This is a genomic window from Rhodococcus sp. MS16 (genome assembly GCF_013277795.1).
Classification (GTDB): Bacteria; Actinomycetota; Actinomycetes; order Mycobacteriales; family Mycobacteriaceae; genus Rhodococcus_F; species Rhodococcus_F globerula.
In genome coordinates, this window is sequence record NZ_VBTM01000003.1 from 299,262 (window position 1) to 312,599 (window position 13,338).

Here is a 13,338-nt window from a genome sequence, read left to right on the forward strand (position 1 = left end):
TGCGCATAGCCCGCACGGAAATGTGCGGGCCATGCGTGGAGAAGCGTCGACGAGGCCAGGAGACGGTGATGCCAGAACCGAACCTCACCGACGCAGTCTGAAGGTGTCAGGCCACGACCGTTCGCTGCGGCACGCCGGAGTACTGGCTCAGCGGCCTGATCAGGGCGTTGGACTGCCCCTGCTCGATAATGTGCGCCGTCCACCCGGTGATTCGACTCATCACGAAGATGGGAGTGAACATCTCGACGTCGAAGCCCATGAGGTAATAAGCGGGACCCGTGGGGAAGTCGAGGTTCGGCTTGATTCCGGTGGCGCTGACCATCGTCTTCTCGAGGATGTCGTACATCTGCACCCACTTCTCGCCATCGGTGACCGCAGCGACCTCGATGAGGGCGTCCTTCATGGTCGGAACCCGCGAGTCACCGTTCTTGTAGACACGGTGTCCGAAGCCCATCACCTTGTCCTTGGCGGCCAACTTGGCCGACATCCATGCCTCCGCACGATCAGGATCGTCGATCTCGAGCATGTCGTGCATGACGGCTTCGTTTGCACCGCCATGCAACGAGCCCTTGAGAGCACCGATGGCCGCCGTGACAGCGCTGTAGATATCGGACAGCGTCGAGGTCACGACACGAGCCGCAAACGTCGAGGCGTTAAAGCTGTGCTCTGCGTACAGAATCAGGGATACTTCGAAAGCCTTGACGATTGCCTCGTCCGGTACCGCGCCGAAGCACATGTTGAGGAAGTTCTCGGCGAAACCCAGTTCGGACTGCGGCGGGGTGGGATCCTGGCCACGACGACGACGGAAGTCGGCTGCGACAATCGTCGGCAGAACTGCCGTCATTCGAAGTGCCTTCGCAAGATTCTCTGGCGCCGAATTGTCGTCCTCCGCTGGATCTTCGGCCCCGAGATAGCTGATGGCAGTGCGGACCACGTCCATCGGATGACAGTTGTCCGGCATCTTCGTCAGCAGTGACAGAAGTGACCGATCAGCGCGACGGGCCGCACGCTCACGTAGACACAGCAATTCGAGTTGCTCCGGAGTTGGCAGTTCGCCATACCAGAGCAGGTACGCAACTTCTTCGAAGCTGCAGTTGGCGGCAAGATCCTGCACCGCATAACCGCGATACGTCAACGAATTCGTCTCGGGCACCACCTTGGAGATCGCCGTCGTGTCAACGACAACTCCCGCCAAACCCTTGTAGATCGTCGGAATCTGTTCGGTCATGTCCTACTCCCCTCCAAACTGAAATTGAAAATGCCACTGTCGAATTCGTTGTAACGTTCGTACTCGAGAAGCTCGTAGAGACGGCTGCGGTGCTGCATCTCACCGAGCAGGCCTTCCTGAGTGCCTTCTGCATGAATCTCGCGAAGTCCCTTTTCGATGGCGAACATCGCCAGCCGGAGGGTGGTCACGGGGTAGATGACGGCGTTGAAGCCGATCTCTTCCAACGTCTTTGCCGAGATGAGATTCGACTTTCCGAACTCGGTCATGTTGGCGAGCAGCGGAACGTCGACTGCCGCGCGAAACTTCTCGAAGTCGGCCTCGGTGGCGAGAGCCTCCGTGAAGATCAGATCGGCGCCGGCATCGGTGTAGGCCTTGGCACGCTCGATCGCGGCATCGATACCGTCGATTCCCGCGGCGTCGGTTCGGGCGCAGATCACGAAGTTCGGATCGCGGCGCGCAGACACGGCCGCCCGAATACGTCGCACCATGTCCTCGGTAGACACAATTGCCTTGCCGTCGAGGTGCCCGCAGCGCTTGGGGTTGATCTGGTCTTCGAGGTGCAAACCGGCTATGCCGTCATCCTCGAAGATCGTGACCGTGCGGGCCGCACTCATGGGTTCACCGAATCCGGTGTCCGCGTCGATGAGCGTCGGAAGATCGATGACGCGGGCAATTTGCTTGCTGTGGCCGGCCACCTCGGTGAGCGTGGTCAACCCGATGTCGGGAAGCGCCAGTCCGGCAGAATAGGCCCCGCCGGAAACGTAGACCCCTTCGAACCCGATTTCCTGAATGAGCTTGGCCGTCAACGGATTGATGGCACCAGGTAGTCGCTGAATCTTACCGGACGTCAAGCCTGCCCGGAAAGCGATGCGCTTGTCCGCGGCGGACGTCGAGGCTGCGATGAGGCCCGTCATCAGAAGATCCCCTTGGTGACCTTGGGTGCCCGAGCGAGTACGTCGTCGGAGACAGTGAAGGTGAGCTGGTTCAGCTCACCCGCCTTCAGCTCTGCAGTGCGCTGCGCAGCGTCGAGGAAGCGGTCCTGCTCGCCCGGCTCGATGACGCCCTCGGCGAGGGTGCGGAACTTTGCGATGTACTGATCGCGAGCGAACGGACGCGCGCCCAACGGATGTGCGTCGGCCACGGCGAGTTCGTCGATGATGACCTCACCGCTCTCGAGAGTGATCTCGGCGCGGGCACCAAATGCCTTCTCGTCCGGATCGATCGAGTGGTAGCGGCGGGTCCATTCGGGGTCTTCGCGCGTGGAGATCTTGTTCCACAACTCGATCGTGTCCGGGCGCTGTGCACGCTCGCGAGCATAGGAATGCTCGTGATGCCATGTACCGTCTTGCAAGGCCACAGCGAAGATGTACATCACCGAGTGGTCAAGTGTCTCACGCGAAGCAGTGGGATCGAACTTCTGCGGATCACCGGAACCCGTGCCGATCACGACGTGCGTGTGGTGACTGGTGTGCAGGACGATCGACGCGATCTGATCGAGATCGCCTACACGGGAACGCATCCGACGTGCGAGGTCGATCGGAGCCTGGCTCTGGTACTCCGCGGAATGTTCCTTGGTGTAGGAATCGAGGATCGCACGCTTCGACTCACCGGTACCGGGCAGCGGAACGTGGTATTCCTTCTCGGGTCCGCCGAGCATCCACGCAATGACGCCGTCTTCGCCTTCCCAGATCGGCGAGGGGGCACCTTCCCCGCGCATCGCACGGTCAACAGCTTCGACGGCAACCTTGCCGGCCAACGCCGGGGCGTATGCCTTCCAGCTGGAAATTTCGCCCTTGCGGGACTGACGGGTGGCCGTCGTCAGGTGCAGTGCCTGACCGATCGCCTGGTAGACCGTCTCGGTGTCGAGGCCGAGCAGGGTTCCGATACCGGCGGCGGCCGAGGGGCCGAGGTGAGCGACATGGTCGATCTTGTGCTCGTGCAGGCAGATTGCCTTAACCAGGTCGATCTGGATTTCGTATCCCGTTGCAAGTCCGCGGATCAGGTCCTTGCCGTCGCGCCCCGTGTGCTGGGCCACCGCGAGGATCGGTGGAATGTTGTCACCGGGATGCGAGTACTCAGCGGCGAGGAAGGTGTCGTGGAAGTCGAGTTCACGAACTGCGACGCCATTGGCCCACGCTGCCCATTCCGGTGAGAAGGTGCCACTGACACCGAAGACCGTAGCGCCGGGGGTATAGGGACGAGCCTGTGCCTGCGCACGGGCATTGACGACCGGACGGCGCACCAGGGAGGCCGCGGCGACGGATGCATTGTCGATGATTCTGTTGACGATCATGTCGGCAGTCGCATCGGCAACCTCGACGGAATCTGTCGCAACTTCCGCGATCTTCCACGCCAGATGCTCATCCTTGGGGAACTCTTCGGCCGAGCGGCGAGTGCGTACGAGATGCGTCTTCATGATCCTCTTTCCACGTGTTTCGGTATCTATTTGCACGCTACGCAGCGCGGAGGACCCCACAAAAGGGCTTGCATATGCCGATTTGTGCAACAGCGACCTTGCAAAGTTGCGAACGTTGCGAACTTCGCCTCGGTAGTGTGATCTTTCATCAGTACCGAGGAGATTCGATGAAAAAGATGTATGCGGGTGCCCGTCTACGACGCCTGCGCGACGAACGCAACCTGTCACAGTCCGCACTCGCCAAGGTGCTCGAACTCTCCCCGAGCTACGTCAATCAACTCGAGAACGATCAACGCCCGCTGACCGTCCCGGTTCTGTTGAAACTCAATTCCGAATTCGACCTCGATGTCCAGTTCTTCGCGTCGGACTCCGATGCGCGTCTGGTTGCCGATGTCCACGAAGCTCTCGCCGAGACATCGGAATCCGGTGAGGTATCCCTGGCCGAAGTGGACGAGTTGGTAGCCCGGATGCCGGCCGTCGGACGTACGTTGGTGATGCTGCACAGACGATTGCATGCCGCTACGGAGCAACTCGATCAATTCTCGACACAATTGTCCGGTGATGCAGTACCCGAGACCGCCCTGATGCCCATGCCGTACGAAGAGGTTCGCGACTTCTTCTACGATCGCCGCAATCACATCGCAGCCCTCGACGATGCCGCGGAAAAGCTGTTTGTCGACAACAAATTGACCATCGGAGCACTCGATCTTCAGCTGGCTCGACTGTTGCGCGATCAGCATGGCGTCACAGTCCGCATCCGCACTGACGAGCCGGACAAGTTGGGGCCCAAACGGTTCTACGACGCCGACAAATCAATTCTCACCCTGGCCCGCCGCCTCTCCGCCGGGCAACGCGCATTCCAGATCGCGATGCAGTTGGCCTTCTTCACACAGGCAGAACTCATTGATTCCATTGCGGCAGAAGATGAGTCGCTAACCGCGGAGTCCGCTGCTCTCGCGCGCGTCGGGCTGGCCCACTACTTTGCCGGTGCGCTACTACTCCCCTACAGCGTATTCCTGAACTCCGCCGAGACCTTGCGATACGATATCGAACTTCTGAGCCTGAAGTTCGAAGTCGGGTTCGAGACGATCTGCCATCGCCTGTCCACTCTGCAGCGACACGGCCAGCGAGGTATCCCGTTCTTCTTCGTCCGCACCGACCGCGCCGGAAATATATCGAAGCGTCAGTCCGCCACAGCATTCCACTTCTCACGGGTAGGCGGTAGCTGCCCACTGTGGGTGGTACACGAAGCATTTGCCAGCCCGGGCCGCATCCTGACTCAGGTCGCAACGATGCCGGACGGGCGAACGTATCTGTGGATTGCGCGCACGACTCACAGCGGCGGGTTGGGATATCTTGCCCCCGAACGTAATTTTGCCATCGGACTTGGTTGCGACATCACTTACGCCGACCGCATGGTCTATTCACGCGGCATTCAGACGGACGACCCGGCCACGATCGTTCCGATCGGAGCAGGATGCAAGGTGTGCGACCGACCGTCGTGCGCTCAACGCGCGTTCCCTCAGTTGGGCCGGCCGGTATCGGTGAGCCAGAACAGCAGTAGCCATCTACCCTATCCGCAGGAATGATCGTCACAACAGTTTGATTCACGCTGATCCGATGTCCGAAATTCCTTGCCACATCATCCTTAACGGATAAAAATAGGGCTCACCATCTTCGAGCGATCGAGAGTCCTGGCTCCCTGACGTCGCAGCAACCCCCTTTACCGAGGTGTGGGTGCTTTCTGCCAGGTCCGATGGAGGATTTGTGGACGCCGACCGACCCCGTACGTCTGTGAGCGATGCTGCAGTCATCGTGATCGTCGGCGGCGGCCCGCGCGGTACCGGCGTTCTCGAACGCATCCTCGCGCAAGAAGCGGTAAACGCAGACCCGACGCCACTCGAGATTCACGTGGTCGACCCGTATCCACCTGGCGCCGGGCGTATCTGGCGTGGCAGCCAGGCCCCTCTGCTGTGGATGAACTCCACCACCGCCGACGTCACGATGTTTACCGACAGCACCACAATCGTCGACGGTCCGATCGTGCCGGGTCCAACTCTGGCCGAATGGGTCGCCGAGAACACTGAAGAACTTGGTTCATTTCCCGACATTGCCGACGAGATTCCGACCGTCACACCGGCGTCGTTTGCGTCGAGATCCTTGCAAAGCCGCTATTTGCATTGGGTGTTCCAGTCGGCTGTCGACTCTGCACCGCCGCACGTCGTCGTTCGAATTCATCGCCGATCGGTGATCGAAATCGACGACGTACACGGTTCGCAATTCGTCCGTCTCGACAACGGTGACGTGATAGAAGCAACGAGTGTTCTCCTGGCCCAGGGACATCCGGACTCCTTAGCTGCCCCAAGGGAGATTCAACTGAGCGACTTCTCCGCCGAGCACGGGTTGACCTACGTCGGTCCCGGATACACCGCAGACCTCGACGCCGATGTCATTGCCGAAGGTGAGCCGGTGCTGATCGCAGGCCTGGGACTGGCGTTCATCGACTGGATGGTGCTCCTCGCGGAGAGTCGCGGTGGTGTCTTCGAACGAGCCGACAACGGCAACCTCGTGTACTCGCCGTCAGGGAGGGAACCACTTCTGTATGCGGGATCGCGTCGAGGAGTTCCCTACCACTCCAAGATCTCGTACTCGATTGAAGACGCTCGACCGCCGCTACCGAGGTTCTTCACCGCAGATCTGGTGCCTGGCGATGGCCCACTGAACTTCCACGAAGATATCTGGCCGTTGGCCTCGAAGGAACTGGCGGGCGCGCACTATTACGAACTTTTTGCTGCACATCCGGAACGGACCGTGGGCACGTGGGAAGAGTTCGACTCCGAATTTGCCTCACTGAGTTGGGGATCGCCGCGCCTGGACGAATTGATCGAGAACGCCGTGCCGAAAGCGGAAGACCGAATCGACCTGGAGCAGCTCAACCGTCCGCTCGGCGGCGAACGTTACGACGGATTGGACGCAGTTCAGAAACGGATCGGTGAGTACATTGCCGCCGATATCTCGCGCAGATCGGATCCGTATTTCAGCGCCGATGCCGCTGTCTTCTCGGCACTGCTGTCCTCGTACATGACCGTCGGAGAGTTGTTGCGCCGTGGCCGAATTCCGGCCGAATCTGTCGCCAAGGACGTCGAGGGCTGGCTGCATTCCTTCTTCAGCTTCATCGCCAGTGGTCCGCCGCCGGAGCGACTCGAGCAACTGCTGGCGCTCAATGAAGCAGGCGTAGTGCAGTTCCTGGGCCCCGATACCGTTTTCTCCACCGAGATAGATCCGTCGACCGGAGACGGATTGTTCGTCGCGCGCAGCGCGTCCCATACCGACATCGTGGCTACGCGCACCCTCATCGAAGCGCGCTTGCCCGTTGCCTCCATCAGTGCAAGCGGCGACGCACTGCTGCGTTCCCTGCACCGGCGCGGCGAGGCAGTTGAACTACGGGCCACCGTTGACAGCGCAGCAAAGCTGGCCGTGGACGGGACGTCGCGAATCTGCCGCGCCGACAACACAGTCCATCCCCGTCGATTCGCTGTCGGGCCTTGGGTTGCCGGCCACAACTGGTCTGCGGCCTTCCCCCGTCCGCGCACCAATGCGGGGTTCTTCCGGCACAACGACGCGCTGGCAGCGGAGATCTTGGGCGCAGCGCGCCTGTGCGCCTTTCCGGTAGCGTCTACTACCAGAAAGGCGCACGGGGGCGAAGCCCCTAGCTGAACACCAACTCACCCTCGTCAACCGCGACGGTGATGCTGCCGCCCTCTACGAGAAGATCGTCGAGCAGCATGTCGGCGATCTTGTCGTCGACAACCCGCTGGATCGAGCGGCGAAGCGGCCGGGCCCCGAACTCCGGCTGGTGACCGTGTTCGGCAATCCAGTCCACCGCGTCAGCTGTGAACTCGATCTCGATACCCTTGGACTGCAACCGCTTACGACTGTCCTCGAGCAGCAGGTCCGTGATCCGGTGCAATTGCTCGGTGTCGAGCTTGCGGAAGATCACGATCTCGTCGATACGATTGAGGAACTCAGGTCGCATCGACTCGCGCAGCCGAGCCATCACACGATCACGCAGCGGCTTCTCAGCCGACTCTGCGTCACCGGTGATGAAGCCGAGTCCACCGGACTTGCTCGAGATGATGTCCGAGCCGAGGTTGCTGGTCATGATCACGACGGTGTTCTTGAAGTCCACCGTGCGACCCTGGCCGTCGGTCAGACGTCCGTCGTCGAGCACTTGGAGCAAGGTGTTGAATACGTCCGGGTGCGCCTTCTCGATCTCGTCGAGCAGGATCACCGAGTACGGGTTACGACGCACCTGTTCCGTGAGCTGTCCGGCCTCGCCGTAGCCGACGTATCCGGGAGGTGCACCGACCAACCTGCTGACCGTGTGCCTCTCGCCGAACTCACTCATGTCGAAGCGCAGCATCTTGTTCTCGTCACCGAAGAGTGTGGCAGCCAAAGCTTTTGCGAGCTCTGTCTTACCGACACCGGTGGGTCCGAGGAACAGGAAGCTACCGACGGGGCGATTCGGGTCGCTCATACCGGTACGGCTGCGACGTACGGCGCGTGCAATTGCGCGCACAGCATCGTCCTGACCGACCACCCGGCTGTGCAGTTCCTCTTCCAGCCGACGCAGGCGATCCTTCTCTGCCTGAGTCATCTGGCTGGCCGGGATACCCGTTGCGCGAGCGACAACTTCGGCAATCTGCTCCGCAGTCACGTCCGGTGTTTCCTCCGCAACGGGAGCCTGGGTCCCCGCCTTTTCGAGACGCTGTGTGACATTGTTGATCTCGTCACGCAGCTGCGACGCCTTCTCGTACAATTCGTCGGCGACGGCTTTCTCCTTGTCGCTCTCGAGCTGCTCGAGACGTTGCTGCAGAGCAGCGGTGTCCACGGTGGCCGTCTTCAAACGAAGCCGGGCGCCGGCCTGGTCGATCAAGTCGATTGCCTTGTCCGGCAAGAATCTGTCGCCGATGTAGCGAGCCGACAGTTCCACCGCAGCCGTGATCGCCTCGTCGGTGTAGTGCACCTTGTGGTGATCCTCGTAGCGACTACGCAAGCCACTCAAGATCGCGATAGCGTCCTCGATCGACGGCTCCCCCACCTGAACAGGCTGGAAGCGACGCTCGAGAGCCGGATCCTTCTCGATGTGCTTGCGGTATTCGTCGAGCGTGGTGGCACCGACGATGTGCAATTCACCGCGAGCGAGCTTGGGCTTGAGGATGTTTCCGGCATCCATCGCACCTTCGGCGCCGCCGCCGGCACCTGCAATGGTGTGCATCTCGTCGATGAACACGATCAGCTCGTCCTTGTTGGCGGTGATCTCGTCGATGACCTTGGTGAGGCGTTCCTCGAAGTCACCGCGGTACCGAGTGCCCGAGACCATGCTGGACAGTTCGAGCTGGACAATTCTCTTGCCCACCAACGAGTCCGGCACTTCACCGTCGACGATGCGCTGAGCCAGACCCTCCACGATGGCGGTCTTACCGACACCGGCTTCGCCCACCAGAACAGGGTTGTTCTTGGTGCGACGCGAGAGAATCTCGATGGTCTGTTCGATCTCGTCGGCGCGGCCGATCACCGGATCGACGCCGCCGTTTCGGGCGCGATCGGTGAGGTCCACCCCGAACTTGTCGAGCATCGGAGTGTCGGAGTCACTTTCCTCGGCAGGCGCATTGGGATTCCGAACGGCGTTCTGCAACTTCTCCGGCGTCACACCGGCGGAAGCGAGCAGACGACCGGGAACGTGATCCATGTCGCCGGCCAACGCGATGAAGAGGTGTTCGGGGTCGATGTAGGTCGATCCCAGTGCCCGAGCCAACTGATGTGCCTCGAGTAGTGCTGTCTTTACGGCGCTACTGAGCACGGGCGCAGTGAAGCCACCCTGCTCACGACCTTGTGGGAGCCGCTGGTCGATTGCCTCGACCACGGCTTTCGGGTCGGCCCCGGCGCGCTGCATGAGCGTGCGGACCGGGTCCTGCTCCGCCATGACGCGGAGAACGTGCAGTGCATCGAGATCCGAATCACCGCGAGCAGACGCTGCGCGAGCAGCCTCAGCCATGAGTTGCTGGGTGGCCCTGCTCATGAGCCGGGAAAGGTCGATGCGACCGGGACCCTCGGGCCCGAAGAATGCTGGCATTCCGAAGCCTCCTAATAGTAAGTTGAGCGTTCTTGACTCAAGTAACGTGCTCGGAGGCCGATCAATTCCCGAAGGCGTGGATTTCTTTCAACATCGGAAGCAAACTCGAGATTCCCGCTGGACCGACGACGCCGCAGGGCGATTGTGCGGACGCGCGCTCGATCATCCGCGCGGGCGCACATTCGGCGCGCGGGACCGCTCGAGCGAGATGATTAACAAATCAGACTGTCCGGTACCCGCAAATCCTTGTGGTCGTAAAGTGCCCGCATGGCGATGGGATCGTCGGAAGCGCAGACTCCGGCGATCTCGTCGAGCAGCAGGTCGTACTCCGCACCGGTCTTTCCGTCGTAGGCGTCGGTCATGCGGCCCCACTCGTCCCAAGGCAGGGTTTCGACCTTGTTCACTGCGGCCAGATCCTTCACAGCGTTGCCACGGATCTCGGCCGGCCCCCAGTTCTCGGTTCCGTACACCCCGAATTGGGATGCGTCGATCTCGCCGCGCCGATACGCAACCCATGCCTCGCCGCCGCTGAGGAACTCTGCTGGCTGCAGGTCATGTGCGTGAGGAAGTATGTTCTGCCCCAGGATCTCCGAGTCGATGCGGATCCAACGTCCGCGGTCATCGTCCCGATACTCGGTGATCCAATGGTCGACGCCCTGCCCGGGCTGGAAGTAAGTGGCAAAGCCACAGCGGACACGAGCGGCAATACCGCGGTGACGCAGCAGCGCACAACTCATCACAGCAAAGTGCCGACAGGTTCCGACTACCCGTTTGCCTGGTTCCCGGGCAGTGGTCAACGGAGCTGCATCCAGTGCGAGTAGCCGTTGAAACAGAACGTTTGCCGGTCGGATCTGGTTTTCGTCGAATCTGTCCGCGGACAGATTCAGCGACTGCGCATCGGTGGGTTGGACGACCAGGTAGGGAACTACTCGGCAAATGTCCACGGGATCGACGGCGAGCAGCTCGAGCGACGGCACATCCACCCCGTCGAGTCCGGTTAACGGTCCGGGCATCGTGTAGTCAAGGTCTGGTTCCACGAGGGCGAGCCTAAGCGGGGTTTCTCGTTTGTACTCGATCCCACAGCTTCTCGATCGGCGACGAGAGCAGGAGAAGGAACAACGGGAAATACGACGTCGCCGGAACGAGCACACTGACGAGCAGTGCCACCACCAGTATCAGGAAAGTGACAATCTCGGCCGTGAAATTCGGTTTGGCACCCTCCTCACTCAACGACGGCTTGCGGACCAGACCCCACGCGACCACTGCCAGGAACGCAGCGCTGGCGGCCATCGTCCCGATGTAGAGAGCCCTGGTTCCCAGATCCTGCGACGGCGCCGCCACCAACGCCGTCGGGAAGGGCAAGAACACGATGGTCAGCACCCACAGCCCCAATCCGCGCACAACCACCTTGTCTGCGTCGATCACAAAACGAAGCAGCCGATGCTGCGACCACCACAGCCGGAAGATCACCAGAAAGCTCAGCGCGAAGGAGTAGAACTGTGCAGCGTTCTCGTGCAGTAATTCGGACGTGGTGCCATGGTGGTCGGTGGTTAGTTCGACCAACGGTAGAACGAGCAGCGTGATCGCGATGGCAACGATCGCGTCGATAAAAGTGACGTAGCGCTCGAAGTAGCGGGTTCGTTCGGCAAGCTCAGCCATTGCGGAAGCATATGCCTCACAACAAGAAACAGACCGGCGACGCCAAATTCACGCAAAACACACATTTAACGAATCAAATTCGCTAGACTTAGTGGTCGACGCGCCGCTCCCCATACTCGACGAATCGCCTCCATCAACTTCCTTCTGCTGGTCCCGCTCGCCTTGGTATCTCGCCTGTCCGCGCGCACCGAGGGTGCGTATCGTCACCACAGCGCCGCTGTCACCACCGCCGTCATCGCGTAAGGATCACGAAAAGTCATGAATGAGCGCATCACTCACTACCGCAACGGGAAGATTTTCACTGCCGCCGAGGGCGGCTGGGCCGAATCGCTGGTCGTCAAGGATCAGCAGCTCATTTTCTCGGGAGAGTCCGAGTTCGCGGAAATCCTTGCCCCTGACGCCGAAGTGGTCGATCTCCAAGGCGCCGTTGTACTTCCCGGTTTTGTCGACGCGCATACCCATTTGATCATGATGGGATTCTCACTGCAGAAGCTCGATTTGCTCGACGCCACCAGTATTGCCGATATCCAGACCAGCATCCGCACCTTCTCGGAATCGAACCCCGATGCACCTCGTCTGCTTGGACGCAGTTGGCTGTTCTCGGCACTCGGTGGGCAACACCCGACGCGGGAAATGATCGACGCCGTCGTGCCCGACCGTCCGGTGTACCTCGATGCCAACGATCTACATTCTGTCTGGGTGAACAGCGCGGCGCTACGAGAACTTGGCATCGATGCCGACACGCCCGACCCGATCGGTGGTCGCATCGATCGAGACCCGAGCACCGGAGAAGCAACCGGAATGCTGTACGAGACCGCGGTGATGCTCTACGTGTGGCCGAAGCTGGCTGAACTCGCAACCGACGAGGACCGGGACATTGCCCTGGCGCTCGCGTTCCGCCGTTATCTCGAAGACGGCGTAACCGGCGCAGTGGACATGGCACTTGGCCCGGACGAATTAGCTTGTCTGGAAAGAGCATTGGACGCAGGGAACGGAACGCTGCCGTTGCGGGTCGCTGCACATTGGCTGATGACGCGTGAGGACAACGACGCCGATAATGTCAGGCAAGTTCATGACGTGATCGAGCTGCACAATCGCGTCCAAGGTCCGTGGCTCGCCGTCGCGGGCATCAAGATCATCATCGACGGTGTGATCGACAGCTGCACTGCTGCAATGAAAGAGCCGTATTCGGACGGCACCAACGCCGAGCCCATCTGGGACCTGGAGTCATTGATACCTGTCGTGACCGCCGCCGACGCCGCAGGCCTGCAAATCGCCATGCATGCTATCGGCGACGAGGCGTCCGAGATCGGTTTGACTGCACTCGAATACGCGATAGCCACCAACGGGGATATTCCCCGGCGGCATCGGATGGAACACCTGGAGTCGATCACCCGAGACAACGTCGAGCGCCTTGCCCGACTCGGTGTGGTCGCCTCCATGCAACCAGTTCATGCGGATCCTGCTATTCAAGAAAACTGGCGTGCAATGCTCGGCGACTACCGTGTGAATCGTGCCTACCCGTGGCCCGAATTCACCGAGGCCGGTGCGGTTCTCGCCTTGGGATCGGACGCGCCGACTGCGCCTCACCCACCGCTGCCTAACATGTTCATCGCCACCACTCGCATGTCTGCCATCGACCCGTCACTGCCACCCAACCTCCCGCAGTACGCACTTCCTCTCGCGGAAGCTCTCGCACACGCCACTCGGGACGCGGCCTACTCGTGTCGGTGGGAAAACGTGACCGGCCAACTGGTTCGGGGCAAAGCTGCCGATTTTGTCGTATTGAAACAAGATCCGTTCACAGAAGGTGTCGACTCACTCCTCACCACCGAGATCGCGATGACTGTTGTTGCCGGGTCAGTTCGGTACGCCAACTGCGTACAAAACCCGCAGTAG

General features: G+C 60.8%; 9 protein-coding genes. 3 read left to right on the forward strand and 6 right to left on the reverse strand.

Features of this window, described 5'->3' with window-relative positions; genetic code table 11:
* Nucleotides 1-106 precede the first annotated feature (106 nt).
* Genes FEZ60_RS06420 through prpD form a run of 3 tightly spaced genes read right to left on the reverse strand, consistent with a single transcriptional unit; the run spans nucleotide 107 to nucleotide 3,644 of the window.
* Nucleotides 107-1,228, reverse strand: a complete 1,122-nt coding sequence (locus FEZ60_RS06420) for a bifunctional 2-methylcitrate synthase/citrate synthase (protein WP_033234020.1) — start codon at nucleotides 1,226-1,228, stop codon at nucleotides 107-109.
* Nucleotides 1,225-2,142: a methylisocitrate lyase gene (prpB, locus tag FEZ60_RS06425; protein WP_045068899.1), complete on the reverse strand. Its 918-nt coding sequence runs from the start codon at nucleotides 2,140-2,142 to the stop codon at nucleotides 1,225-1,227. Before prpB ends, FEZ60_RS06420 begins: the two co-directional genes overlap by 4 nt.
* On the reverse strand, nucleotides 2,142-3,644 hold the full coding sequence (gene prpD, locus FEZ60_RS06430) for a 2-methylcitrate dehydratase PrpD (RefSeq protein ID WP_045068897.1): 1,503 nt from the start codon (nucleotides 3,642-3,644) through the stop codon (nucleotides 2,142-2,144). Before prpD ends, prpB begins: the two co-directional genes overlap by 1 nt.
* 167 nt (nucleotides 3,645-3,811) lie before the next feature.
* Between prpD and FEZ60_RS06435 the strand changes: the two genes are divergently transcribed.
* Nucleotides 3,812-5,233 (forward strand): short-chain fatty acyl-CoA regulator family protein, encoded by a 1,422-nt coding sequence (locus tag FEZ60_RS06435; protein WP_045068895.1) that lies wholly within the window; start codon nucleotides 3,812-3,814, stop codon nucleotides 5,231-5,233.
* A 205-nt stretch (nucleotides 5,234-5,438) separates the two neighbouring features.
* The gene (locus FEZ60_RS06440; protein WP_045069756.1) at nucleotides 5,439-7,361 is read left to right on the forward strand and encodes an FAD/NAD(P)-binding protein; all 1,923 of its coding nucleotides are present in this window, start codon (nucleotides 5,439-5,441) and stop codon (nucleotides 7,359-7,361) included.
* Here the strand turns inward: FEZ60_RS06440 and FEZ60_RS06445 are convergent.
* The 3 genes from FEZ60_RS06445 to FEZ60_RS06455 all read right to left on the reverse strand — a co-directional run bounded on the left by FEZ60_RS06445 (nucleotide 7,354) and on the right by FEZ60_RS06455 (nucleotide 11,439).
* Nucleotides 7,354-9,780 (reverse strand): ATP-dependent Clp protease ATP-binding subunit, encoded by a 2,427-nt coding sequence (locus FEZ60_RS06445; protein WP_033234017.1) that lies wholly within the window; start codon nucleotides 9,778-9,780, stop codon nucleotides 7,354-7,356. The genes FEZ60_RS06440 and FEZ60_RS06445 overlap by 8 nt on opposite strands.
* A gap of 212 nt (nucleotides 9,781-9,992) precedes the next feature.
* Nucleotides 9,993-10,817, reverse strand: a complete 825-nt coding sequence (locus FEZ60_RS06450; RefSeq protein WP_106939826.1) for a transglutaminase-like domain-containing protein — start codon at nucleotides 10,815-10,817, stop codon at nucleotides 9,993-9,995.
* A gap of 10 nt (nucleotides 10,818-10,827) precedes the next feature.
* Nucleotides 10,828-11,439, reverse strand: a complete 612-nt coding sequence (locus tag FEZ60_RS06455) for a TMEM175 family protein (RefSeq protein WP_033234016.1) — start codon at nucleotides 11,437-11,439, stop codon at nucleotides 10,828-10,830.
* A 258-nt stretch (nucleotides 11,440-11,697) separates the two neighbouring features.
* Here FEZ60_RS06455 and FEZ60_RS06460 point away from each other — a divergent pair, with 258 nt between their 5' ends.
* Complete coding sequence (locus FEZ60_RS06460; RefSeq protein WP_045068891.1) at nucleotides 11,698-13,338, forward strand: amidohydrolase; 1,641 nt, start codon at nucleotides 11,698-11,700, stop codon at nucleotides 13,336-13,338.

What these genes read in the sequence shown, in the direction of transcription:
- FEZ60_RS06420 (WP_033234020.1), bottom strand. Translation starts at nt 1,228, where the DNA reads ATGACCGAACAGATTCCGACGATCTACAAGGGTTTGGCGGGAGTTGTC.
- prpB (WP_045068899.1), bottom strand. Translation starts at nt 2,142, where the DNA reads ATGACGGGCCTCATCGCAGCCTCGACGTCCGCCGCGGACAAGCGCATC.
- prpD (WP_045068897.1), bottom strand. Translation starts at nt 3,644, where the DNA reads ATGAAGACGCATCTCGTACGCACTCGCCGCTCGGCCGAAGAGTTCCCC.
- FEZ60_RS06435 (WP_045068895.1), top strand. Translation starts at nt 3,812, where the DNA reads ATGAAAAAGATGTATGCGGGTGCCCGTCTACGACGCCTGCGCGACGAA.
- FEZ60_RS06445 (WP_033234017.1), bottom strand. Translation starts at nt 9,780, where the DNA reads ATGCCAGCATTCTTCGGGCCCGAGGGTCCCGGTCGCATCGACCTTTCC.
- FEZ60_RS06455 (WP_033234016.1), bottom strand. Translation starts at nt 11,439, where the DNA reads ATGGCTGAGCTTGCCGAACGAACCCGCTACTTCGAGCGCTACGTCACT.
- FEZ60_RS06460 (WP_045068891.1), top strand. Translation starts at nt 11,698, where the DNA reads ATGAATGAGCGCATCACTCACTACCGCAACGGGAAGATTTTCACTGCC.